This is a genomic window from Pseudotabrizicola sp. (genome assembly GCF_030684215.1).
Lineage (GTDB): Bacteria > Pseudomonadota > Alphaproteobacteria > Rhodobacterales > Rhodobacteraceae > Pseudotabrizicola.
In genome coordinates, this window is record NZ_JAUXOV010000068.1 from 1 (window position 1) to 23,985 (window position 23,985).

At 58.8% G+C, this 23,985-nt stretch carries 18 protein-coding genes; 6 read left to right on the forward strand and 12 right to left on the reverse strand.

Translation table 11 applies throughout. The features are described from left to right. Positions 1-147: 147 nt before the first annotated feature. Positions 148-5,328 carry an FtsK/SpoIIIE domain-containing protein gene (locus Q8K08_RS13930; RefSeq protein ID WP_305250435.1) on the forward strand — a complete coding sequence of 1,727 codons (5,181 nt, stop codon included), beginning with the start codon at positions 148-150 and terminating at the stop codon, positions 5,326-5,328. A gap of 12 nt (positions 5,329-5,340) precedes the next feature. On the opposite strand, the gene Q8K08_RS13935 is transcribed toward Q8K08_RS13930, so the two are convergent. The 7 genes from Q8K08_RS13935 to Q8K08_RS13965 all read right to left on the reverse strand — a co-directional run bounded on the left by Q8K08_RS13935 (position 5,341) and on the right by Q8K08_RS13965 (position 13,618). Further along, complete coding sequence (locus Q8K08_RS13935; RefSeq protein ID WP_305250436.1) at positions 5,341-6,180, reverse strand: phosphoadenosine phosphosulfate reductase family protein; 840 nt, start codon at positions 6,178-6,180, stop codon at positions 5,341-5,343. Next, entirely contained in the window at positions 6,177-9,491 is a 3,315-nt protein-coding gene (locus Q8K08_RS13940) for a hypothetical protein (protein ID WP_305250437.1), read from the reverse strand. Before Q8K08_RS13940 ends, Q8K08_RS13935 begins: the two co-directional genes overlap by 4 nt. Further along, a complete protein-coding gene (locus Q8K08_RS13945) occupies positions 9,488-10,408 on the reverse strand; it encodes a DUF4007 family protein (RefSeq protein ID WP_305250438.1) in 921 nt (306 codons plus the stop codon). The genes Q8K08_RS13940 and Q8K08_RS13945 overlap by 4 nt, the downstream gene beginning before the upstream one ends. Positions 10,409-10,417: 9 nt before the next feature. Next, positions 10,418-11,647 (reverse strand): cysteine desulfurase family protein, encoded by a 1,230-nt coding sequence (locus Q8K08_RS13950; RefSeq protein ID WP_305250439.1) that lies wholly within the window; start codon positions 11,645-11,647, stop codon positions 10,418-10,420. A gap of 344 nt (positions 11,648-11,991) precedes the next feature. Further along, positions 11,992-12,207: a hypothetical protein gene (locus Q8K08_RS13955; protein WP_305250440.1), complete on the reverse strand. Its 216-nt coding sequence runs from the start codon at positions 12,205-12,207 to the stop codon at positions 11,992-11,994. After that, positions 12,204-12,917, reverse strand: coding sequence for a hypothetical protein (locus tag Q8K08_RS13960; RefSeq protein ID WP_305250441.1), 714 nt, complete (start codon positions 12,915-12,917; stop codon positions 12,204-12,206). Before Q8K08_RS13960 ends, Q8K08_RS13955 begins: the two co-directional genes overlap by 4 nt. Beyond that, entirely contained in the window at positions 12,914-13,618 is a 705-nt protein-coding gene (locus tag Q8K08_RS13965; protein WP_305250442.1) for a division plane positioning ATPase MipZ, read from the reverse strand. Before Q8K08_RS13965 ends, Q8K08_RS13960 begins: the two co-directional genes overlap by 4 nt. A 741-nt stretch (positions 13,619-14,359) precedes the next feature. Here Q8K08_RS13965 and mobC point away from each other — a divergent pair. Continuing rightward, the gene (gene mobC, locus Q8K08_RS13970) at positions 14,360-14,734 is read left to right on the forward strand and encodes a plasmid mobilization relaxosome protein MobC (protein WP_305250443.1); all 375 of its coding nucleotides are present in this window, start codon (positions 14,360-14,362) and stop codon (positions 14,732-14,734) included. Next, entirely contained in the window at positions 14,727-16,550 is a 1,824-nt protein-coding gene (locus Q8K08_RS13975; protein ID WP_305250445.1) for a relaxase/mobilization nuclease domain-containing protein, read from the forward strand. The genes mobC and Q8K08_RS13975 overlap by 8 nt, the downstream gene beginning before the upstream one ends. Before the next feature lie 38 nt (positions 16,551-16,588). On the opposite strand, the gene Q8K08_RS13980 is transcribed toward Q8K08_RS13975, so the two are convergent. Next, positions 16,589-17,017 (reverse strand): thermonuclease family protein, encoded by a 429-nt coding sequence (locus Q8K08_RS13980; protein WP_305250446.1) that lies wholly within the window; start codon positions 17,015-17,017, stop codon positions 16,589-16,591. Between the two features lie 257 nt (positions 17,018-17,274). Between Q8K08_RS13980 and Q8K08_RS13985 the strand changes: the two genes are divergently transcribed. Both Q8K08_RS13985 and Q8K08_RS13990 read left to right on the forward strand, forming a co-directional pair. Further along, positions 17,275-18,252, forward strand: coding sequence for a hypothetical protein (locus Q8K08_RS13985; protein ID WP_305250447.1), 978 nt, complete (start codon positions 17,275-17,277; stop codon positions 18,250-18,252). Further along, positions 18,234-19,691 carry a hypothetical protein gene (locus Q8K08_RS13990; RefSeq protein ID WP_305250449.1) on the forward strand — a complete coding sequence of 486 codons (1,458 nt, stop codon included), beginning with the start codon at positions 18,234-18,236 and terminating at the stop codon, positions 19,689-19,691. The genes Q8K08_RS13985 and Q8K08_RS13990 overlap by 19 nt, the downstream gene beginning before the upstream one ends. Before the next feature lie 105 nt (positions 19,692-19,796). Here the strand turns inward: Q8K08_RS13990 and Q8K08_RS13995 are convergent, their stop codons facing one another. Genes Q8K08_RS13995 through Q8K08_RS14010 form a run of 4 tightly spaced genes read right to left on the reverse strand, consistent with a single transcriptional unit; the run spans position 19,797 to position 22,914 of the window. Further along, complete coding sequence (locus tag Q8K08_RS13995; RefSeq protein ID WP_305250451.1) at positions 19,797-20,459, reverse strand: pyridoxamine 5'-phosphate oxidase family protein; 663 nt, start codon at positions 20,457-20,459, stop codon at positions 19,797-19,799. Between the two features lie 14 nt (positions 20,460-20,473). Next, positions 20,474-21,658, reverse strand: a complete 1,185-nt coding sequence (locus Q8K08_RS14000; protein WP_305250453.1) for a PLP-dependent aspartate aminotransferase family protein — start codon at positions 21,656-21,658, stop codon at positions 20,474-20,476. Beyond that, positions 21,655-22,290 carry an FMN-binding negative transcriptional regulator gene (locus Q8K08_RS14005; RefSeq protein WP_305250454.1) on the reverse strand — a complete coding sequence of 212 codons (636 nt, stop codon included), beginning with the start codon at positions 22,288-22,290 and terminating at the stop codon, positions 21,655-21,657. Before Q8K08_RS14005 ends, Q8K08_RS14000 begins: the two co-directional genes overlap by 4 nt. 6 nt (positions 22,291-22,296) lie before the next feature. Further along, positions 22,297-22,914 (reverse strand): XRE family transcriptional regulator, encoded by a 618-nt coding sequence (locus Q8K08_RS14010; protein WP_305250455.1) that lies wholly within the window; start codon positions 22,912-22,914, stop codon positions 22,297-22,299. Between the two features lie 114 nt (positions 22,915-23,028). Here Q8K08_RS14010 and Q8K08_RS14015 point away from each other — a divergent pair, with 114 nt between their 5' ends. Continuing rightward, on the forward strand, positions 23,029-23,742 hold the full coding sequence (locus Q8K08_RS14015; protein WP_305250456.1) for a B3/4 domain-containing protein: 714 nt from the start codon (positions 23,029-23,031) through the stop codon (positions 23,740-23,742). Positions 23,743-23,985: the final 243 nt, after the last annotated feature.

Sequence of the window (23,985 nt, forward strand, 5' to 3'; positions counted from 1 at the left end):
CCAAAGCATCCGGGCAACCGCCAGCTCAATGACAAGCGCGGTCGCCCGGATGCTCGCGCTCCCTCACGCGACAATCTCCCTAACCCCAAAGTGGCAACATTTTGCGCTGCCCTTTGGCTCACTTTTACTCTGCCGTTGACACATATTGTGACGGACGAGCGCACTGTTGCGATCCGAAATGCGGACTGTGACAAGCCTGCCCTTTTGCTTGCCAACACCGATGATGATCAGGGCGCTTCCCTGCAGGATGTTACGTTGCTCGGTGCCAAGCAACTCACGGAGGATCCTCACCCGTGGGTGGAGTCAGCAAGCGCAGGCTTGGGCCTGCCTGAAAGCCAAATTGGCATCTGGAAAGCTGCCCTCCGGGGACTGAATGCGGCCGATGACTGGACGTTGCATCAAATTTCTCACTACGTTGCACAGACCCGCCTTTGTGTTGCGGAACAGTCCAAACCGGTTGTGGAAGCATTGGGTTGGGCACTTCCTGCACTGCACTTACCTCGCGACAGTGGCTACTTTCTCAGTATCCGTGAAAAGGATGCTGGGCAGGTGCCTCGTTGGAAACGGATGTACGAGAAACTCGTTGCAGATCGGAAGCCGTTGTTGGTCAAGCAGCGGTCGAACCGTCAAGTCATCGATAGCGACGAGCTTCGTTCTCATTTTGAAGTGGTGCGCGATGAGATCGTCGTCGGAGCACATGCTGCCATCGAGAAGTTCATCGCGGCTGCACCCAGCTGGGGCCCGGAAGCAGCGGAGCTTGCTGCCTTCGAGTGGGAGGCGGAAAATATTCTGCAGCTTTTTTCCGGGCTTAAGCAGAAGAAGACGACCCTTCCCGAAGAGACAATCAATTTCTTTGAGTTCGATCTACCTGGGCGACTGAGCGACGCCGATATCGAGTACCTTAATCTCCTGAAAAAACGCTCGCTCAAGGAAACGCGGGACGACGATCGTGACTTCTTTGAAAGTCACAGGGAAGATCTTGCCCAAGACAGATCGCTGAGGGCGAAGTGGGAGCGCTTCATATTCGGGCGCCCAATTGAATGTGGCGATTTTTCCGATGGTTTGCTGCGGGCTGTAGAGAGGCTTTTCGGACAAGTGACGCCCTCTGGTGGCGCGCGCAAGCTGGTCATCAGATCCTCCCGTCGAACGAAAGGCCAATGGCTAGACATCAATGCTGATGTCGGCCTTGCCTTCGGTTTGCGCTACAGAGGTCTGAAGCCTTTGATGGGGCCGAACGTCCACTGGGATGTCCCTCATCTGTTTGAGTATGAAGCGTTACTTGAGAGCGCCAAGCGTCGAAAGAAGTATCGTCCGAACGTTTCGACGTCGCGCACAAGTCTTCAGATCAAGTTCGATATTGCCCTGGAGACCGGGACTGGCGCGGGTACGGATCGCGCCGTTGTGCAGTTGATTTGGCAAGCCCAGCCGAATGCCATTGGTTTTGAGCTGCCGCATGAGATCGCTCGTCTCCTAAAGCGACCCTTGGTGCGTGGCAAAGTCGCAAGACTTTCGGTCAGTCAGAAAGGGGCCCTGCAGTCTGTTTCATTGGCCGATGTCGGAACGCTGCAGCCAGCCTTCGGCCAGGACGCGGGGTCATTGGTGCCGCGAACAAATGTGGGCGATGATATCGGAAAGCTCTTTCCAAAGCAGTTGAAGCTTGCACTTTCAGGCGGTCGCGTAACTTCATCTGGCGGTCATGCCATAGAGGCGGCTTGGAAGAAATTTTCTGACCTTTACGGGAGCGCCCTAAGCAACTTGCAGAGTTCCGGATATGCGTCGTCTGTGCTTCTCGAGCAGGCGAACTCATATGCCGATTTGCTTCGAAGCCTTCAACTACACGCTAGCGGCGATATTAACCGTCGTGACCTTTGGGAACCAGTGCTGGCCATCGGAACGGTCCAAGTCACCGGTGGAGCGCCCTCCGCCATTGTTGCTCCATGGCATCCGATGCGCCTCGCGGGCTCCGCGGTGAAGGCGAGGTCGTTGACCGGCCTGATCGACTACTTGCTTTCCGACGTCGATGTCAATTTTGGTGACTCGCGACTCTTCTTTTCGGATCTGAGAGAAGAGCTTTCCCACCCACTCTATCCAGAAATTGCGGTTGGCTACGACGGCACCGAACCAGTGCTTTTGGCAGAGACCGGGACCGTGAATGACTACTCACTGCTTGAACGCCCGGTCCGAGATCCATCCGAAGCGTCGACAGATGTCGACCCAGCTGAAGCTGCCAAACAGATCCGGGGACTCATTGAGCGTTACCTCGACCTACAGCCACACGAGGGCTCAAATCTGAGTATCATGCTGTACAATTGCGATGCGGCAGGTCTCCCGCTCGCGACAGTGAATGCGCTGAGCTCGGTCCAGGACCAAGACGAAGTGCATTGCAATGTTTTGGTTCGGCATCGCGATCGTTCGAAGCTTGGACATGTCTACGGGGAGCTATTGGACCGTTCCGATGGCGATCCTGATGCGGTGGTGGTCAGTGAAACGTCGCGGAACTTCATGTCCAAGCTACGCATCGGAGTAATGCTCGACAGTGGAAGTCCTTCCAGTGACAGAACTACTCGCGAAATCGATGTAGCTTTCCTCCATGACGTCGTGTCGCGACAGGCAAAGGAGGCTTGGTTCTCGGTCCCTGCTGAGGATCATAACCCAACAATGCTGGAACATGTGCCGGCCCGTTGGTCCTACCGACGCGTTACCGCGGAGGATGAACTCAAGGCGACCAGCTATATGACATGCCCCCGGCAGCCAGACGCGGGTTGGGCTTATGTTGACGCTGTCGCTTGTATCATTCGGCGTCAGTCGCACAGTGCAAATGAGCACTACATCCCTGCCCGACAGATCTCATTCCAAGATCAAAACCTGAAGTTGATGTTCGACGAGGTCCATTCTCTTGCTGAATGGGTTGCAACATATGATGACCTTCTCGACAAACGACAACTTGCCGCCCAAGGCATAAGCGTTATTCGGTACAGGCGGCAGCGTTCCCACGGCCGAAACATGGTCGTTTCCTCGACATCCGAACTGCGAATTCTTCATGTCTTGGTCAAGCGACGTCTCGCTGAACTTTCCTTGGGTATCAGCGAGGAGAGGTTGTCTGCACTTGCAAAGCGGATGATTGACGATGCCGCCGCCATCTCGGGAGATATTGTGCTCCGTGCAGCGAAGCGCGGTGTTTCGGCGGGTGAATTGATCGGCCTAGTTCTAAGTCGGGCCTTGGTCGCCGAAGAGTTGGGCGACAGCGCCACAGTCGCTTGGTTTCTACTCGACGATTATGCCGAGTGGCTCGGTCAACGCGAGGAAGGGATCGCGGATATCCTTGCCCTGTCTGTTACGTCCGCTCCGAATGGGGATGCAAAGCTACGAGCGATCATCACCGAGGCAAAATACATCAATGCTTCAGGGCTTTCAGAAGCTTCTCGCAAGTCGCTTCAACAGTTGCGGCATACCGTCGCTCGGATGGACGATGCGTTGTTTGGTGATCCTGGTCGTCTGGACCGGGACCTTTGGTTGTCGCGCATCGCAGACCTTTTGCTAGATGGTACGGCCGCTCTCGGGAACGCCGCCCTTCTTGAGCGAGTTCGGGATGGGATTCGCAGAGGATCTGTGCCCATCGACATGCGAGGGTATTCGCACATCTTTGTATCCGGTCCTGCCGATGACGGCAGTTCGCATGGGGAGCAAGAGCCGGTGGCCGATATCGCAAATGGGTTCCAGGAGACCTTTAGCCGCGAAGGCCTTCGGCAACTGATCAAAGCCTATGAAGCACGTGCACCACTTGTGAGCCTTCGATCCGCCCTTGGCGAGGCGAGGCCTTGGGATCAGGCGGCCTATCGAGAGCCTGCGGCGCGAGTTGACTGGACCAACACGATCTCGATTGACCCAAAGGGTGCTCTGCCGACGCCAGTCATAGGTGACTTCGATGATGACGAAGTCGGCATCGATGAAGACATTCCAACACCGGCCGCTGCGGCTGAGGGTTCCGTCATTTCGATCGGCAAGACCATAGAACCGAGTGCTGATCGTGATCTTTTCAGTATCGAATTGGCCCCAATGACGGAGGGAGAAAAGGGGTCGGTTGATCATGTGCCGACTTCCACCTCGACTGCGCCGATTGAAGGCGAAGATCACCCAGAGCTGTCGCCTGCCACGCTTCAAGAGCTAATTCAGCGTAACGCCGAGACAACCAAGGCCGCCTCAGCGGAGGAAGACAGTTGGTTGGAGCAGACGGCGCAAAAACTCCGGACAGCCCTCCTGGGGTACAATCTTCAAGCCAAGATCGTCGGCACAAGATTGACTCCAAACGCGGCACTGATCCGGTTCCTTGGTAGTGATCGTCTGAGGGTCGAAGACATCGAAGCGCGACAGTCTGCGTTGCTCACCACGCACGGATTGCGGTTGATTTCGATCTCGCCGCTGCCCGGCGAGATCGTTGTGGGTGTTGCTCGGCCGCAGCGCCAGATTGTCTCTCTATGGGATGTCTGGGCGCGGCGGGAAATCAACCGAAATGCAAACGGCGTGAACACTTCGTTCGTGCTTGGGCTGAAGGAGCTCGACGGCGAAATTCTCTATCTGAACTTGGGTGGAGGGTTCGGCGGAGGCCAGGCCCATGAACCGCATACCTTAGTCGCCGGGGCAACTGGCAGCGGGAAGTCGGTTTTGATCCAAGCTCTCCTTCTGGACATCGCGGCAACGAACCCAAGCGCTCTAGCACACATACATCTCATTGATCCAAAGATGGGTGTGGACTACGCAGCTATCGAGCGCTTGCCCCACCTCCAAGGAGGGGTCATCGTGTCGCAAGATCAGGCGATTGGGGTCATGGAGACTCTAATTGCTGAGATGGAACGACGTTACGAACTGTTCCGAGCAAATGGCGCTCGGGACATTCGTACTTTCAATGCAAAAGTGACATCTCAAGACAGGTTGCCGCTCAAGTTTCTGATCCACGATGAGTTTGCTGAGTGGATGCTGACCGAAGACTACAAGGCCGCCGTAACTGCAAATGTCTCTCGTTTGGGGGTCAAAGCACGCGCAGCTGGGATCCACTTGGTCTTTGCCGCGCAACGTCCCGATGCGAACGTGATGCCAATGCAGCTTCGTGACAATCTCGGCAACCGGCTGATCCTGAAAGTAGCGAGTGTAGGGACATCCGAAATTGCCCTAGGTGTGAAAGGTGCCGAGCAATTGCTCGGTCTCGGCCATCTGGCTGCTCGTCTTTCGGGCGAGCCAAGCATCATCTTCGCGCAGGCGCCTTACCTTTCAGATGATGACATTGAGCGGGCGGTTGACGCGATTGCGACTTACGATGGTCAGCCCGTGTAAACTCGGGCTGACCTACTTGTGGCAGATGACACAACCACCCGCGGCCTCGTCGATCCCATATGCTTCATCGACGGAATCCGGGGTACGCGCTGATAGCGGGTTGATCCTTCGGCTTCGGCGCAGTCGCTCCCTGCGCTGCTCGTAGTCCAGCTTTATCTGCTCAACGCGCTTGGGGTTGATCAACTCTGTTAGGCTTTCGCCTTGGGTCCAAGTGAAGGGGGAGCCATCATTCAGAGCCGTTTTCTCATAGGCCACGGCCTCCTCAAAGCGCTCCGGGTGGTGCTCGGCCAATCTTACCCACTCAATCTTCTGTTGGTAGAAGCAGAAGGTACAGCCTGATCTGGACCGCCAGCTGTAATAGGCGGGTTCGCCAACTTCGGCCTGACTGAGAATTTCAAGCACACCGGCGCGATCTATCCCTGCATCACGGAGAGGCAAGTGCACTTTCATGTTTGGATGAGTCGACTGGTAGCCCTCGCGGCTCGGCTCATCAGATCGAATGGCCACGTAGGAGTGAACCACTGTTCCTGACTCTAGGTCACCCCGAAGCCAATGCTCCAGCGGCCTCAGTTTGAGTTGGCGAGTGCACCAGCGTGTTCGGGGTGACGGTAAGAAATTTCCGTACTCCGACAGCCAGAAGTCGAAGTCACGGTCCGGATTCAGACGTTCAATTGTCTTTCCAAGGAAACCCTCAAGCTTATCCAAGAACTCGTAGACCTCCGGAAGCTCTTTCCCAGTGTCTGTGAAGAAGTATTCAATCGGTAGCTCGGGTTGGTGTTGGCGCATATAAACGGCCAGGGCAGCACTGTCACGACCCCCCGAGACGCCCAAAATATGTCGCACTCGACTCATGCTGTATTCGCCTCTTCTTCCAACTCATCGGCGGCCAAACTTGCAACAGCCCGAGCGAGAGCTGCCAGTTGCATTTGGCGATCGGTGTTATCAGCTCTCAGCGTAGCCAAAACTCGGTCGGCTAGGTTCGCAGCAGCAATTTTCTCTAGTTCGGTTAGAACAAAGCTTCGCATCAACGGAGGCGTGAGCGGATCCAGCCCCACAACCAACGCAAGGGCCTCTGTATGTGAACCGCGATCCCGAACGACCGCTAGTGCCTCGAGTTCGCGGAACCGGCGACCGTAGCGCGCAACTTCGGTCAGTGCTTGCTCACGATCTCGGTCCGACCAGTTGCGTGCTGGGCGATGCAAAAGCATACTTACCAAGCCTTCAATGTCGCCGGTCCCCGTCTCGATAGCAGCTGCGCGCGCCGCGAAGGCCTCAAAATTGTAGTCGTTGGTAAGCCCTTGAGTTGTGGCGGCACGCTCCGCGACACCCCGAAAAGTCGCTGGATCAACGCCAAGGGCGCGTGCGGATGCCGCACGCAGCTCGTCCAAAAGCGTTGGGTAGGCTGCTTCGCACTCCGCCAAGGCATTCAGAACTAAGTCTGGCGTAAGCTTCTCACCAAAGGCGTCCGGCAGAGCGTCAAAGAACATCGCCTCAGGATCGCTGGCCTTGAGCACGACACGCCTGACAAGTTGTGTATCCGCGCTCACCTGATGCGTCCTTGCCGCAAAGGATGGCAACGCCTCAAAGCGTTGAAAGAGCGCTTGGGCGACAGGAAGCGAACCGACCTCGTCCTTGAGGCCGAAGTACTGGGCGAGACCGCTCAAGAAAGCAGTCTCACGGACAGACCTGTCGATCTTCCTCAACCGAAAATCAGCTGGACGCTGCAGGAGCTTGTCGACGGTGACATCGTCGATAGCAGTTTGGAAAACTCCATCGATATAGACAGCTACTCTCGACCGATTTGCGAGCATGTAGGAAAGCGCCAGCACCGGCATAACGCCCGCTTTGAGGCCAATGGGCGGCTTTGCCCAAAGCCGGTAGACTTGCTCCAGATTCTGATCGCCCGCCTTGTCAATCACTGACCAGGCGGGCAGCAAGGACCGCCCCTCCGTGCTGTCGTCTGGGGCGGCGAAGTCGAAGCGCCCGGGCTCGATCTCGCGATGGAGGCCGAATGGTTTCACTACTGTAAGGTACAGCCCCAGCTCTGCAGGATAGCCGCTTATTCCTAGGTCTTGTGAGCCGTGTCGGCTGACCATAGCATGCGCCAGATCCCGTAATGCCGCCATTGAGTTAGATGAAGGGCGATCGCGCTGTAGCAGCTCACTCTTCAGAATTGGTGTGTTCGGAAAACCCGCATCAGCGAGGGCGCTCGCCACTGAGGCGAGTGATGTCGAAGTGGCAAAGTCGGGTTTTGGTGAAAGCACCCATTTGGCTCTGGTAAGTGCGATTTCGAGTGTACGGTGCAAAGTATCGACACTCAGCGATTGTCGCGCAGCCAGCTCTCGGCGGGCGATGCGATCGCCTTCAAGCTGCGGATGATCACGGAAAACACGTTCGACCGCGATGAGTTCAACCGCGCTCGCGCAAACGGCACCACCTTCCGTGGCCCCGCCAACAGCGATCACCCGCCCACTCTCCTTCAACAAGAAAGCGACCGACTTGCACAGCGGGTCAAGCAAAGCGTCATCCATAGATCCGTCATTCAACAGGAGGATCAAGGCGCCACTACCACGCTCAGGCCTAGCTAAGATTTCTGCAGCAACGCGTTCGCAGGTATCGGCCTTGCTGACAAGTTGAAGAGCAATTTCAAACGTTCGTAGCGCGCCACTCAAGAAATAGTGGCGCTTAGCCGTGACGAATCCAAGTCCAACGCGTTGCGGGATCCCGGCAAGTTGTTCGGTGTCGATCGGCGTGATCGAGCGCGTAATAGCCTCGTCTAGGTCGAAGTCACTTCCAGCAAAAAGTGCGTACCCATTGAGCCTCGGCTGCCGAATTAGGACTGCCCAGTCAAGCAGATTGGCGATGGCAGCCCGGCGCTCCTCATCGGTCACCCCAGGGACGGCGCAGGCGAGAATGTCATCCGCGAGTGCAAGGCCGGACCCGTTTCGGAAGAACTCAATGATCGCAGCAGCTTTGGTCAAGGCAACGTGGAGGTCAGTGCCTTTCGCTGCAGCCCGCTCAATTGCCTCGAAAGCAAGACTGAACCGGCCACCATCATTGCCGCTCGCGAGAGCCATGCCAAAGTTTGATGACAAATAGTCCCAGAGGCGCGCAGGATCATATGTAGCTTCGCCGTTGTCGGTAGACTGAAGGAACTCCTGAAACCCGTTGGGTTCAGCAGAGCTTAAGAAGCCGAAGACACTGCGTTCGTTTTGCGCGAACCTGGCGCGTGAGACTGGCCCGAGGAGGAGGGAAGTGACGGGATTCAAGGGCCAAGTCTGGGCTAAGGCTCGAGACAATACATCGACTTCTGTTGGTCTGCGGAGGGCTACCGCCTTGGCAACGGCCAACGCGTTTGACTCGACAACCTCAGGCTTCGTCTTGCAGGATATCGCCCGACCAAGCAAAGCGACCGTCTCATCCGCTCCGCTTAGAAAGGCAATGTCGTGAAAACGCCCTTGTACTTTCGCCCATTCCTGTCGCGCGTCGCGCGCAGCGCGCGCTGCATACTGTTCAAATGACTGATGCAGGATGCCGATTATCACCAGCCGTCCATAGCTGCGCGAAGCATACTCGGCTATGTCCTGGAGAAGGTGGATATCTCCACCATCACTTGCTTCATGCTCCAGAAGCTTCCCGAGTTCATCAAGCACAACCAACGTGCCGCTGCCGCAGTCTTCACCTGAACCTTGGACCATAGAGATCAGAGCTTCGTCACTTCTAGCCGCCGCGTCCCTAGTCGCCGCGTCCCAACTGAAAGTGATCGACGCAGCATCGGCGATTGCATCGCGCAGGCGCATTCGGCTGCCTGTTACCGCGACGACATGCCACGGGCCAGCGTGTTCAGGAAAGGCTTGCCGATAGAGAGCGCTAAGCTCTTTGCCCGCTATCTTTTGAGCGACTTTGCGGTTCTCTGGGCCACCGGCGATCAAGTTAGCGAGCAAAAGCGCAGCGCTCGATTTGCCACCTCCGTATGGCCCAGTCCAAGTAAATGCACCTTGCTTCGAGGCAACTTGGCTGGTCGCAAGCGTCGTCAGTGCCTTAGCAACGCTCGCCTGCATTACATAGCCGACGAGCGGAGGCGTACCTTTCAAATCGGCATCCACACGCGCCGACCGGGCAAAACGACGGTCTATCTCGACAAATTTCGACAGTAGGGTCATGCGCTTAGCGCCAATTCTTGATGGCCATATGCGCGCTCAATGAATGAAAGCGGCGGGAAGTCTGCGCGTCGTTGGATCTGACGAAGACCGGACGTATCGGTCCATTGCCAGGCGCCATCGGTCAGGGCGTCAAGTCGCATAAGTCTTGTAATGACGCTGTCTTCGTCGAGCTTGAAAACCCGGCCAGGAGAGCCAGGCGCGTAACAGATCTGTTCTGCAGTCAGAGCGGTCGAACCACCTTGGCGCTCCCAAAAATCTGCAAGCGCATATGCGAATACACCATCCCTTAAGCTCGGCTTGGGGCCACGCACGAACTCATACCATCCGCCAAGGCGCGCTTCCCGAATAAGCCCAAGCTCAGCCAAAAGCGGCTCAGCTGCGTCCTCGTTTAGAGCATCTCCGCGACGGACATAGCTTCGGAGGAAGACTTCCACATCGCGCTTAAGGGTGCCGCGCGTCGCCCGCCATTTGCGGCTCAAAACCAATGACTGAAGTTCATCGATTAGTCCCGTTGGATCAAACTCAATGACTGCCAGTGCGTTGAACGCATAATATGCCGTTGTGGTCATTTGGGCGGTGCTGGCAATATGCCAGTGCGTCAACCAAATTGTAGATTGATCTTCGATATAGGGATCGAGTTTCCCGTCAGACAGGACGAGTCGGCCTAAGTCGGTGGGGCGAATGTTACGATCATCTTCCCGAAAAAATCCAGACGCGAGCGCCCAATAGCGGATTGACGCCGCCATATTGCGCCCAACACCAAATTGCGTAATGGCGCCCTGCTCGTGGAATATTGCAGACGGTGCGCCATTAGCTACCGCATCGAAGGCCTTCTTCAGCCATAGCAGGCGGAGCGGGAAAGTCTCGTGCCCCGCAAACTGCCCTTTTGAATCGTTGTTGAACGCGCCCTGTCTCATGAGACAAAGCTACTGGCGAACCTCACCAGTAGCAAGGTGGGAACGGCGGATCGACCGAACAATGGCTTCGGCGGCAAGATCTATGTCATCATCCGTTGACGTCCGGCCGCAGAGAATACGGACGACCGAACGCGCCGTGTTTTCGGAAAACCCCATGGCTTCAAGCACATGGGACATCCTCAGTTGCCCGCTGTTACAGGCGGATCCAGTCGAAAGAGAGACGGCGTGCGCTACTTGAGCGCAAAGGTTGTCAGCATCCACCCCATCGATAGATATCGCCGCGCTTCCCGGCACCACTGGATGATCACCTGTGATCCGTCGATATCGCACCTGTTGTTTACTCAAAGCATCAAGCAGGCGGTCGATCTTCGAGCTTGTCTTGGTGGATTTTGACTCAGCCAGGGCTGCCGAAGCCGCGACGGCAGCAGCACCGAAGCCGGCAATCAAAGGTACTGGTTCGGTCCCGGGTCTAATCCCAGATTGTTGACCACCTCCATGCATCAAAGGAATGGGCGACGGCATTCCGGCAGCCATGTAGAGAGCACCAACCCCCATAGGGCCATAACACTTGTGTGCCGATATGCTAAGGTAGTCGACGTCGAGCTGAGACACATCGATTTGAATCTTGCCTAATGCCTGAGCCGCATCGGAGTGAACAAAAGCACCGACGCGACGGGCAAGGGCAGCTGCCTCGGCGACAGGCTGGATGACGCCCGTTTCATTGTTGACCAGCATCACCGAAATAAGCAGGACATTTTCATCTAGTAGGGCGGTGAATGCGTCCAAATCAAGTCGGCCTCTTCCGTCGACTGGCGCAATACTGATCTCAAAGCCTTGGGTTCCAAGGTGTACCGCTGGCTCTAGCACTGACTTATGTTCGACCGCGGAGACAATAATTCTTCGGCGCTTCAATAAGGGTTTTGCGGCGGCAGCCACCCCGATTAAGGCCAGATTGTTCGCCTCGGTTGCCCCAGACGTAAAGATAATCTCAGAAGCTGCAGCTCCAAGCAAAGAAGCAACCTCAGTACGTGCGGTTGCGATGATCTGAGCTGCCCGTTCTCCCGAGGCATTTGGGGAACCTGCATTTCCTGGTAGGTCCCATGCGTCCATCATGGCAGAGCGCGCCTCGCTCGCCAAAGGCAGTGTAGCGAACCCATCAAGGTATACGGGTGCCGACCGACTTCCAGAAGTTCTCGAGACCTCAGTCGTTTTGCGTTCTGGTACAGTATTGTGAAGCATGAGTATTCCCACAGGTGTGTGAGCACTATAGGCTGACTGCGAAGCTTAGACCAATCAGAATGCTGCAGGGCCTTGATGTAGTTTTCTGCCGGTTCTGCGCTGCTTCACTGCATTGTTAAACTTTCTTAGGGTGCCCAGTTTGGTGAGTTTATTACATCGTAACGTTGAGTTTGCTGCACGAGCCATTCGAGTGAGTCGACCACAGGGAGCAGTTCGCGGGATGAGCCGACTCCGATCTTAGCCCGGCGGTCGAGGTCGCCAGGTCTCTTCGGTTCGAAAGCGCGTCGGCATGAAAGCCTGCCCGGAAACAGACGGCGGCCTCGCCTCGCCAACCTTAGTGAGGCCTAGGGCAACTCGGACACGACCAGAGCACCCTTCGCCCGCCGCTTGTTGGGCGTGTACCAAACGGTCTTGCGCTCGCCGGTTTGGCTGAACTCATAGGTCACCCCGAGGATTTTCTCGCGCTGATCCGGATCGACCATCCATTCGACGGGCGTGCCAATGTCGAATTCAGACGGCGGGATGGTGCGCGCGAGGGCAGGGTCTTCTGTGCTGGTCATTGTTCGTCTCCCTCGTTTGTTGTCTGAATTTTCGCCTTGGCCAAGGCTTGGTCGAAGGCGTCCTGGAATCGCGCGCGGTAGGCAGGACCCATGGCGCGCGCCAATCCCATGATGCCAAGCGGGTCATGGATTTTCGTGAGATCCGCTGCGAACTGCGGGCGCAAGGTCAAGGTCACGCTGGTCGGATGCTTGCCTCGTGCGCCGCGGGCTTCCTCGACATCCGGCATCCCATCACGTTCCCAATCGTCGAAGACCTGATCGCGCAGACTCTGGGCCACGCGGCGGATCAGAAACTGGACGGTGCAGCGTGCAGCCGTGGCCCACTCTTCTGCCAGCCGCGCCTGACGGGTGGTCAGCGACAATGAGACATGGACAACCTGCCCGCGGGCAGCTGACCCAGTTGCAAGACCAGTCACTTTCGCATTCGAAGCCCTCTGGGTATTGAAAGCCTTCTTCTCGTCCCGGCACTCTTCTTTGGACCCAAAGAGCCTGATGCTGACCTCGCCTGCATCGCCACCTGGCATCGCCGCCGCCGCAATCGCGGGCGACAAAGGTTCCGGCTCGGTCACTGCATCAACCAACGTCGACTGCACTGGGATTACCCTACCAGCCTGATCGCTCGCGCCCGCGTTCCCACCAAAACCCAGCTTTGCCGAAAACCCCGCGTCCTGGCGGATGATCCGCATCATGTCCTTACGCTGCGCCATCATGCGATCTCCGTCGGTACGAGGATCAGCTGGTCGATTTCCTCAAGAAGCTCCCCTGCCTCCTTCACGGCACTCTGGACATGGGCCGCAAGCGCCCGGTTCGGCGTCTTGTCCGCGATCACCCCGAGAAGCCCTTCTCTGTCCATTCGAACAAAGGCGGCGCGGCTTCCAAGATAAGTTTCCAGGGCAGGCAAGGACTGGAACAGCTCTTCAGCCACCGCCCGCTCGGTCTCTGAGACCCGCACAGGCACACGGTTGAGCAGCACAGAAAACCCTGCAAGCTCGCCCGGCTTTTCCACGCGGCCACGCAGCTTCAGGTACCAGTTGGCCGTTTCCAGCGTCTCACTCAGATCGCCACGCGACAGCATCATCGGGCAAATGATCCGGTGGGCGGCGACGGCCAGAACGTCCTGTGCCTCAGATCCCCCACCGAAGGTGTCGATCAGGATGAGGTGCTCTTGATCGGGCTGCTCGTAGATCTGCCCGATAGCTTCTGCCACCCGGTGGGCATCGAGCGTGTGGATCACTTCAACCAAGGGTGACCAGTTGCCTGCCTCCTTTCCCGCCTGCATCCATTTGAGGCAGGACTTTGAGGCATCGGTGTCGAAGATCGTCACCGTTTCGCCCCGTGCAGCCGCAGCAGAGGCCAGGGCACGGCAGAGGGTGCTCTTGCCCGATCCCCCCTTGCGGTTCATCACCAGCACAACACGTATTCCGTAACCCATACCAGCTTCCTCACTTCGCCGATCGCGTTTCTCACAATGCGGATCGCTTAAATCGTTTATCTTAACTCACATCGCTTTAATCTGAGCGCTAACTGCGGATATCTGAAACCGGCTCGCGCAAATCTTATTGCGCAAGGCTTATCTCTTTAATCGTTTGTCTGATTACTGGATGCGTATGTCTTTTATCTGATCGCGCAATGCGTGTATCACAAGGCGCAACCCTGAACACACATCCCTGATGCCGCAAGACGCATCCCACACTTCCTTTCTACGGACCCTGAACACTGAACGACAGGCTCCACACAGTAAACAAAACAAGGCTTTAGGCCCATACTCGCAAGGAAAACCCACCTCTGGCCACGTGGCTGGAGGTGCGTGGTCCCTGTCTCACCTTGTGTGTTGCGCGATCAGCGAAACGCATTCGGTGGCGGGGGAGTTACCCAAGGTCAGCACAATCTGCAAGAGCATAAATCGCGCTTAGATTGCACTTGAAAGGGAGGTGAAGGAAGGGGTAGGAAGAGTGGCAGGAAATGCGATGTGTCTACAAATAATCGGTGACAGAAGTTGGCGGTAAAATCAGAAACACGCAAAACGAGACTTAAGTCGCGGTCCAAGGTTTTGGCGGGTGTTGGCAATGAAGTTTCTGATTCTGCATCGCAGCAAGTCGTTGGGCGCGGACGCCCACGGTCGGAGGACAAAGGCCAGGTCGTGAGCTGCCGCTTGCCTGCCGAAGAACTCCATGCCTTCGATGCGCTCTGCACCCAGCTTGGCGCGAAATCTCGTTCCGATGGGGTGCGATCCGTGGTTCGGATGGCTTCAGGCTTCCTCGAGTTCAGCCGGGAGGACAGCGCCAAGCTGGACGAAATCCGCTACGAGCTGGGCAAGATCGGCATCAACGTGAACCAGATTGCCCTGGCCGCGAACCGGGGCAGGGCGCCGATGGTCAAAGCGCAGTGGGCATCGGTGGATGAGTTGCGCCGGTCATTGCCGCTGGTGGCGAAGGCGTTGAGCCAGATCATTGCCGAACGCCGGCGGCAGGGTGTCGCCCTGTTCCGGAAGTTTGTGGAAACCCAGGACGGCGCGCGCCATGGTTAAGCTTGGGTCGCGTCCCATCGGGCTGGCTGAGGCTGTTCTCGGGGAGATCAACTTTCTTCGGCCGCAGCAGGGCCGGGTGAAGACGGGCGGTTCGTCTTCGCCCAAGCGCGGGTTCACCTTCTCGACCCGGGCTAGCCAGCTGTGGCGGTTTTCGCTCGGGTCGAACGCGGCGGTGCTGAAGAAGATCGGCAAGGGTGGGACGGCCAATGCCAAGGAGCTGGCCGCCCAGATGGACTATCTGTTCTCGAAGTCGGCATCGATCTTTGGCAACGGGGTCGTGCTGGATGCCGACGCCAAGGGGCTTACCAAGGACGAGCGCAACGAGATTGTTGGCGACTGGGTCGAGGACTGGCGCGGCTCACCAAAGAACGGCCACACCACCCATCTCTTGATGAGTTTTCCGTCCCATGTGCGGCCGGAGAAGGCAAAGCTGATCGCAGAGGCCTGGGCTTTCGAGATGTTCCAGTCAGGGGAGCATCAGGACGATGTCTGGTCCTATGTCGCTGCCCTGCACACTGACAAGGCGCATCCACATGTCCACATGGTCGTCAACAACCGGGGCACGGTGAACGACAGCTGGTTTTTCATGGCCAAGGAGCATGCCTTCAATCTGGATGTCATGAAGGAACGCATGGTGGCGATCGCGGCCGAGGAGGGGGTGTTCCTGGATGCCACTTCGCGGGCCGAACGTGGCTTGCTGACCTATGGGCCGTCGCGGGCAGAGATTGAACGGGCGCGCGTCGAGGGTCGCGCACCGGAAGAAAGGCCGCGTGAGGGCAAGGCGCTGGAGGATGCCTTGGCGACGATGGCGCGGACGGCGGATGCGATGCGAAGTCTGCAGCATGTCGCGGCACTGACGGGTCTGCCGGAGATTGGTGAGAAGATCGCCAAGGCTGAAGATGCACTGCGGCGGGGTGGGGTGGTGCAGCCGTTTCCGGGTGATGTGGCCACAGCGGAGCGGGCTGACCTAGACCAGCACTTCAACGGATGGATGGCAGGGGCGGAGAGCAAGATCCGGAAGATGCCTGTCGCCGTGCGCAAGGAAATGCGGGACGAGCTTTATGGCTATGCCATCGATATCGCCAAAGGCTTGGGCGATGCGAGAGGTGCTCAACTCTTGCAGATGCTGCCGCAGACAAAGCTCTACGCGACGGGTCTTGAGGGTGACCGGCTGGCGCAGGGCAGGGAGGCCGTTGTTCTGCAGCCAAGTGCCGCCGACCGGCTGAAAACGGCTATCGTCGGCAAGGCTCTGGCCTTGGGTCTCAGTGGTGACCGCATAGCCGAGCGGCTGGAAGCGGGGGCCGCCAATGCCTGGGAAGAGCGCGATTGGGTGCGCAGTGACTTGCTTAATCTGTCCGGGCGACGGCGTGTCGATCTTCGCAATCTGGATCAAAGCCGGAAGGTCGTCGTTGATCTGGAAGGTTTCTACGAAGCGGCGGCAAAGCTAATCGAGCATGCCCGCGAACATGATGTGGCACGGGACAATGACCGGCTGCTGCGGGCCCTCGGGTCGATGGGCCGCATCATGCAGGCGGATGGCAAGGTTAAGTTCCGGGGAGATGCTCATGCAGAGCGGTTCGCCGACGAGTTGCGTCAGCGGTATGGCAAAGGGGTTGTGGCTGAACTTTCCAACGGGCGGACGGATGTGCTGGCAGCGGACATCAAGGACGCGGACCAGCGGAAGTGGATCGCGCGGGCGGTTGTTTCGGCAGCGAAGTCGCATGTGGTGTTCGGGCTGACGCTCAGAGAGGCGCGGGACGCTGAACGGCTGCTCGCGTCAACTCCTGCTCGGGGCGAGCACGACTGGGAGCGGTGATTGCGCTTAATATCTTCGCCTCACCTGCTGTCCGGACTTCAGCAAGTGCCGTAGTAGCCGCCGGAATATCGGCAGTATTCGGTGGCAGCGCCGGAACGGATCATCTCTGCCGCGATGTCACGGCCGTTGGGCAGAACACATTGGGCAACCAGGCGTCCATATCGATCGATGTCCAGAACAACGCAACTCAGGCGTTTCCCGGAAATCAAGCTGTGCAGGGTCGATGTGGCGGTTGAGCCCCCCTCGTGGTTCCATTCTGGGGCATCGAGGCCCCACACACGAATTCGACGCGACCCGCCACTCAGCGTGAAGGTGTCTCCGTCCAGAACCTTGCTGACACGTGCTTGCAGGATGGGTGCTTCCTCGACTCGAGCCATCCCGCCCTCTAGGAAAAGCAAACCAATCCCGATTGCCACCAATAGGGAAATGCCAGTGAGATCGGCGCGACGAAGTCTGAAACGGCTCAAGTGTCTACACCTACGGCTTCCCTTCTGTGGGGGATAGCATCGCGCCTGCCGGCAGATTTGTCGGCAGGCGTTTGACTTCTTTGGACAAAATCTCGCCTTATCGGCGTCTTCGTTGAGTGTTGGTCGTAGGAAATCCTACGAGCAACACTTGCGAGAATTATTTGGCTGACGACTTCCGGTTTCCCGAAGACGACCAAACTCAGGTCGTCGCCCCACAACAAGGGGTTGCGCGACACGCAGTCGTGGGAGGACAGCCAGTGCCCACCATCCCGAACCTTTCGCTGGACCAAATCTATCCGCAGCCGGTCGGATCCGTCAACTTCAATACATGCCACAACCCAGATTGTGGTAATTTCGGAAGCGAGGTCGACCTTCATCTCGGTCACTTCATCGGATCGGGGTCAGCATCAAGCGGTGCCCAGGTCCCTCGTTCCAATTCTCAGTCCGTAGGATACGGGCATTACAAACTCGATGGGACTGCAGGGCCGAAATACCGGCGCGTTTCTTCGGTCTTCGAATACGCCGCCAACCCTCACACCTGGCTTGACCGAAAATCCCTCGAATGCCAGTTCGATGATGGTCACGGCGTTTGCGAGACCCATTTCGAACTCCTGTCCAACCAGCACCTCGTCGACGAGATCGACAGGCTGCGCCAGATGAATGGGGTCATAGATGGACCGCGCTGTGGCGCGTGCCGGAAACCCTACCTGGAAGCGCCGGGCGAGTTCATCCTCGATGGTGCCGAGATCTCGGCGAAGAACCGGACGAAGGCACGCAAAAGGCGGAAGGACGGGGATGACCGAGGGTCAATGGGCCCCGACCGCGTAAGGCTGATCCACAAGCCGTGCCGCGGAAAGCCGGGCGCACGCATCAGTGCCACGCTCGATCATCGTCGGCAGCGTGTGACGGCGGATAATCTGCAGATCCTGATGGCGCTCGTGAACGGGAATGGGATCACGAAAGTGATGCGCATGCTCGCCCCCTCAGGGTCTGGCAAGGCATGCGGCGCGAAGCGCGTCTATGATCGGATTTTCTGGCTCGAAAAGACGCTTCTCGCCTTCGAGAAGGCGCAGCTGGCAAAGTGGAAGGCGGAACTGGAAGCATCCGGCGAGCCGGTGCGACATCACCTCGCGCATGACGACATCGTCCTGTCGGTGAATTGGGAAACCTCGACCGACCGTCGCCTCACGCAACTGAATTGCTCCGCCACGGCTATGTGTTCCGGATCGACGTAGACTTCGATCCCACTGTCGATCCGGTCACGCTGGTGGAGGAAAGCTACATTCATCCTGCGGGAGCAGCGGTCAACCTGCGCAAGTCTTACGAACAGAAATCCGGTTTCCACTTCACGGCTCCCCTGATGGCGTTCCAACGACCAACGGGACGGTTCGAGGAGCATCATCTCTTCGCCGCGGCCAAGCACCAGCTGGCGATCTTCTGCGACCAGATGGAGGAGCGAATGCCATCCGCTACGCAGACGCAGATCCAGGCGAAGGACGCGGAGATCGCACGGATCAAATACCGGATCGAGCGGATCAACGAGATCCACGAAAGATACTTCAACGTGCACAACTCCGAGCGTGACCACCGGATGCCGTTCAGCGGAATCATGACGAGAGATGTATACACCAAAGCCGCGCACTTCCATGTTCTTCGCGAGCAGCTGCCAGCTGGCTTCATCACGCTGGTCACGGAGCAGGAAGCGATTTTGCCGAGTGTCCTGCCGCATGTGTTTCGAGAAGAGATCCAGAAGGACAGCTTCCGTTGGATCGCCATGACGTTCGACAAGAACGCCACGAAACCTGAAATGGAAAACCGCGTCTCGACCTACAAGGCCGAACTCAAACGCTTCATCGAGGCCCTTCGCGCATCAGATCCGGTTGCCGAGGCTACCATGACCAACGGCGAGCGCATGCGGGCGTTCATCGCCGCAACGATGAAACCGGCGATTGGCACCGACGGGGCCGGAAACCCGAGGCCGGTCCAGAGCCACAACTTTCAGCAGTCATTCATGCCCATGATCTGGATCGCCTCGCCCCTCCAAACCGCAGGCGAAACCAACAAGATCGTCGGGTTCCCGCTGATGCGATCGAAGCGTCGGACGGAGTTGAAAGCCCTGCCGTTCGATGCGGAGATTGCGAACCCGGACACTCGGGCTGCTGTTGCTTACCATGTCTGGTCGGCGACGCTTCAGCCGGTCTCGACCTTCTTCAACTCCATCCGCGAGCGCATCAGTTTTGCACGACGCGCTGGGGGAAAAGCCGCACGATCCGGGCCGAGCTACATCAACGGAGCCGCCTTCAACCCGCGCGTCCTGATTGCGCTGCTGAACATCTTCCGTATTCACTACAACTACTTCGAGCCGCGCCAATACATGGCTCCGTGGCTCGAGAACGGCGGCATCGCCAATATGCCACAAGGGGAAATCGAAAAGCGGATTCCCGGAACGGACACGTTTGTCCCGTTCAAGAAGAAGAAGGTCGCACGACCGCTGATGCGGACGCCCGCGATGCGGCTCGGCATCCAAGATGTGAACCACGACCGCGACGGCAACCTGAAAGAAGCCTCGATCCATCGCGTGCTTTACCGACCCTGGATCTTCTGGGGAACGCCGGTGTGGGACAAGTTCGAGAACCGGAAGGTGGATCGGCGAACGCTCAAGCGAGCCACCTGATGTAGCGATTTGCGCCGGGCCGCTCCACCTGGGCGAACTCACAGTGTGACGGGACCGTGCTCGGATGAAATTGGACCGTCGGCTCGTGCAGAAGCCTTGTTGAGCTCAGGCTTGGTCGGCCAAGCGAGCAACCCCTTTCGCGTGGTCTGGCGTATCGACACCGTCCTTGTTCCGAGGGTCAGGGATGGGTGCCGCCAGCGAGACAGATACCGGCAAGACTCCGGCCCAGATCGGCAGATCGTAATCGCCGGGTTCGTCCACGGGCGGGCCAGACCGGATCTTGGCGCTGCCTTCGGTAATGGGCAGTGAGAGGATCGTTGTGGCTTTCACCTCTTGTGGCAGCATCGGGCGCAGGAGCGCGCTGCGACCTGGCCAGAGGCCTTCGATCATGGCTGTGAGGCGCGCGGCCTTTTCGTCCTCCGGCACCACCTCGGCGATGCCGAACAGCGTGACGGATCGCGTGTTGACCGAATGGTTGAAGCCGGAACGGGCTAGGACGAAGCCGTCGAGGATCGTCACGTTCATGCAGACATCTTGACCCTTCCCTGCGCGCAGTGCGTGGCTGGCGGAGGAGCCGTGCCAAAAGACCCGATCCCCCTCGCGCCATTGCAGGGTCGGGGTGAGGTAGGGCTTGCCGTCGCGGATATAGGCCACGGTGCAGAGCGGTTGGGCATCGAGGATGGCGTGGATGGTGGCGATGTCGAAACTGCCGAGGTCATGCATGCGGCGTAGGCGGCTGCGGTCGGTCGTGGGCAAGCTTTCGGTCAACTTCGGCACTCCGGTCACAAGCAGCGCGCCAGATCGGCGCAGATGTCCTCGGGGTGCTCCAATCCGACCGACAGGCGGAAGATTCCGCGACCCGTCAGGGCACGGAAGCGCGCCTCGGCCTCGGGCGGGTGCTGATAGGTCGATTGCAGGATGTCGTCGGTGCCGATCCAGTAGATCAGGCTGCGCAGATGGCCGAGCGAGACGGCGAAATGCACGTGTTGCAGGTCGCTCACCATCCGGCGGGCAATCTCGGCCCCGTCTTGATGCGTCTGGAAGGCAATCATGCCGGAGAAGTTCGCCATCTGCCTGCGGGCAAGGTCGTGCTGCGGGTGCGAGGGCAGGCCGGGGTAGAACACGCGGGACACTGCAGGGTGTGCTTCGAGCCATTTGGCTACCGCCATCGCGTTGTCGTGATGGGCACGCATCCTGATCGGAAGCGTCTCAGCTCCGCGCATGATCAGCCAGGCATTGAAGGGTGACAGAACACCGCCGAAATGCACCGCCGCTTCGAGGTTCAACGCATCGAGATCGGCCTTATGACCCAGCACAACGCCGCCCATCGCATCGCCATGGCCCGAGATGTATTTGGTCAGCGAGTGCACCACGAAATCCGCGCCAAGCGCCAAAGGCCGCGTGCCGATGGGCGAGGCGAAGGTGCCATCGACCACCACATCGGGCACACCACGTGCGTGGGCAAGATCGGCAAGAAGCGCGATATCGGCGAGTTGAAGCGTCGGGTTGCACGGCGTCTCGAGCCAGAGCATGCGGGTCGCGGGGGTGATCGCGGCGGCGACCGCGTCCGCATCGGTCGTGTCCACGAAGCTCGTCCTGATGCCGAAGCGCGGTAAGCTGTTGCGGATGAACTCTGCCGTGCCGGAATAGGCGTTTTCCGGAAAGATCGCATGATCGCACGCGCTGAGACGCCCCATGATCACCGCATGGGTCGCAGCGATGCCCGAGGCGAAGCAGCGCGCATCCTCGGCCCCTTCCAGTGCGGCGAGTTTCTCTTCGAGTTGACGCACCGTCGGATTGCCCGAGCGGGCATAGATGTATCCGGCGCTCTCGTCCTCGTCCAAGGCCGAGAAGCCGGTCAGTTCGCGGGGCAGGAAGGTCGCGGACATGACAAGGTTCGGCGAGGAAGCGCGGGTCGTCGGGTCCACCGCTTCGCCTGCGTGGACAGCCATGGTTTCGATCTTCATGCCTCATCTCCGATCTTGCCGTAGCGCCGGACGAGCGCCGCCATTTCCGGATGCACCGCGGCCAGTCCTGTGGCCACGCCCTTGCGGTCTCCCTCGGGCCGGTTCTGGCTAACCTTCCACTTGCCTTCGAGTCTCTGAATGTCGATCTCGATCCCGACGATGCCCCGCAACTGCGCTTCGATATAGGGGCGCGGCGCATCAGAGACGTGCCACGGTTCGGGCCTGTCCGCCTCGTGCCGGTCGGTCAGCGTGGCAATTTGCGTATCGAGCCACTCGGTATCCGCCCGCACCCGCGCCGTGCCGCGCGCCTGAACCATCGCATAGTTCCAGGTCGGCACGACCTTCCCTGTCTCGCGTTTCGTCTCGTAGAAGGCGGGCGTCACGTAATTCAGCGGTCCTTGGAAGACGACCAGCACATCCGCCCCGTCGAGTTCGCGCCATTGCGAGTTGGCGCGGGCAATATGGGCCTGCAACCGGCCAAACGGTCCGGTGGCGCGTTGTAGCAGGAACGGCAAGCCATTCGCCTGAAGGCCTTCGCTGTCGTGCGAGATCAACAGGCCGAAGGGGTGGGTTTCGATGAGGTCGTGCTGCACGTCGAGACGGTCCTCGCGGTGCTGTTCGGGTTGATACATCGAGGGCTACTCCGCAGCGGGTTCGTGGACGGTCATTGTGAAGCGCAACGGCTCCTTGCCGAGGTTGGCGTAGGCGTGGGGCATGTCGGTGAGCGCAATTGCCGATCCTCCCGCCGCGACCAGATGGGTCGCCCCATCCACGGTCAGCGCCAGCGTGCCGTCGGTCACATGAATCAGCTCCCGCGTTCCGGCCCCATGCACGGCCGCCTCGAAGCTCTCGCCGGGCATCAAGACCCAGTCCCAGATCTCCAGCATGTCGGGGCCTTGCGTCCCCGCGAGCAGCGTCGCGGTGCCGCCGGATGGGCCCGCCCAGAGTTGCCGAGCATCGTCACGGCCGAGGAGTGTCACGGTTTGAGTGGTCGCCTCCGTCGGTGCGACGAGGTCTGCCACCGAAACATCAAGCGCCGCGGCAAGGCGGCAAAGCGTCGAGATGCTCGGATTGCCGCGCTGCTGTTCGATCTGGACCAGCGTGCCCTTGGCGACGCCCGCCTTCTGGGAGAGGGCGTCGAAGGACAAGCCTTTCGCCTTGCGGAGTTCGAAGATACGCGCGGCGACCGTAGCGGCGAGGACCGCTTCCTGTTCGTCTGCGCGGGTGAGGCTGGGTGAGTGTTCGGGGTTGGTCATTATGATGTGATACTTCTCTTCGAAGTTCACGGTCAATGACCATATCGGTTCACTTTATTGACACGTAGCGCGTCGCATGCGACGAAGTTTCCCGCCCAACGGACCGAGGACCACATGACACTCCACCCCATCATTGACGCCGAGATCTTCGCCCTGCGTCCGGACTTCATGGCTCTCAGCATCCATGTGAGCGGAGGACGCAACGGTCCGAGCGACGCTGCCAGCGAGGCCCTGCTGGCAGAGGCGGTGCAGTCCCTCGACTTCTTTCCGTGGGCCGAGGCGCATCTCGACGCCTGGCGTGATGCCTACCGCGCCTTCGGGGCGAAACCGAAGAAAACGCCGTGCTCGGCCGAGGCCCTTCGCAAGCGCGCCGTGAAGGATGGCGCGATGCGCCCGCTCAATGCTGTCGTGGACCTCTACAACGCCGTCAGCCTGCGCTTCGCTGTGCCTGTGGGCGGAGAGGACGCCACCTCCTACGCCGGACAACCGCGCCTATGCCTCGCTTCGGGTGACGAGCCCTTCCATACGATGGCCGAAGGCCAGCCCGTGATCGAAGCACCTGAGGTAGGCGAGGTCATCTGGCGCGACGACCAAGGCGTCACCTGCCGTCGTTGGAATTGGCGACAGGGTCCGCGCACGCAGATCACCGAAGCCAGCGAAGACATGTGGTTCGTTCTGGAACGGCTCGACCCGATGCCAGTTGAGGCCTTGCTGGATGCGGGCCGGATGCTGATAGCCGGCTTGCGGAGGACTGCGCCGGAGCTGGCCGTGTCCACCAAGGTTTTTGGCGCGGCGAACCCCTTCGGTGAGCCAGCTGGCGGGCTGTGAACGCGCATTAACCAATAGTATGTAGGATTTCGAAAAGCGAAGCCCGACGCATGGCTGCGACGGACTTCACGGTTTCGTGAGCGAATATATCCCCCACAGAAGGGAAGCCGTAGTGTCTACACATGGGACCTTTATCGCTGGGCACGTCATATCACTGCAAGTTGCTTCCTCGATCAAAACCAGGACGAAACAGGTGTGGGTGCCGGCGGCGGGCTGACGGAGACTTGCATTAGGCCCTTTCCA

What these genes read in the sequence shown, in the direction of transcription:
- Q8K08_RS13935 (WP_305250436.1), bottom strand. Translation starts at nt 6,180, where the DNA reads ATGAGTCGAGTGCGACATATTTTGGGCGTCTCGGGGGGTCGTGACAGT.
- Q8K08_RS13940 (WP_305250437.1), bottom strand. Translation starts at nt 9,491, where the DNA reads ATGACCCTACTGTCGAAATTTGTCGAGATAGACCGTCGTTTTGCCCGG.
- Q8K08_RS13945 (WP_305250438.1), bottom strand. Translation starts at nt 10,408, where the DNA reads ATGAGACAGGGCGCGTTCAACAACGATTCAAAAGGGCAGTTTGCGGGG.
- Q8K08_RS13950 (WP_305250439.1), bottom strand. Translation starts at nt 11,647, where the DNA reads ATGCTTCACAATACTGTACCAGAACGCAAAACGACTGAGGTCTCGAGA.
- Q8K08_RS13955 (WP_305250440.1), bottom strand. Translation starts at nt 12,207, where the DNA reads ATGACCAGCACAGAAGACCCTGCCCTCGCGCGCACCATCCCGCCGTCT.
- Q8K08_RS13960 (WP_305250441.1), bottom strand. Translation starts at nt 12,917, where the DNA reads ATGATGGCGCAGCGTAAGGACATGATGCGGATCATCCGCCAGGACGCG.
- Q8K08_RS13975 (WP_305250445.1), top strand. Translation starts at nt 14,727, where the DNA reads ATGGTTAAGCTTGGGTCGCGTCCCATCGGGCTGGCTGAGGCTGTTCTC.
- Q8K08_RS14000 (WP_305250453.1), bottom strand. Translation starts at nt 21,658, where the DNA reads ATGAAGATCGAAACCATGGCTGTCCACGCAGGCGAAGCGGTGGACCCG.
- Q8K08_RS14005 (WP_305250454.1), bottom strand. Translation starts at nt 22,290, where the DNA reads ATGTATCAACCCGAACAGCACCGCGAGGACCGTCTCGACGTGCAGCAC.
- Q8K08_RS14010 (WP_305250455.1), bottom strand. Translation starts at nt 22,914, where the DNA reads ATGACCAACCCCGAACACTCACCCAGCCTCACCCGCGCAGACGAACAG.
- Q8K08_RS14015 (WP_305250456.1), top strand. Translation starts at nt 23,029, where the DNA reads ATGACACTCCACCCCATCATTGACGCCGAGATCTTCGCCCTGCGTCCG.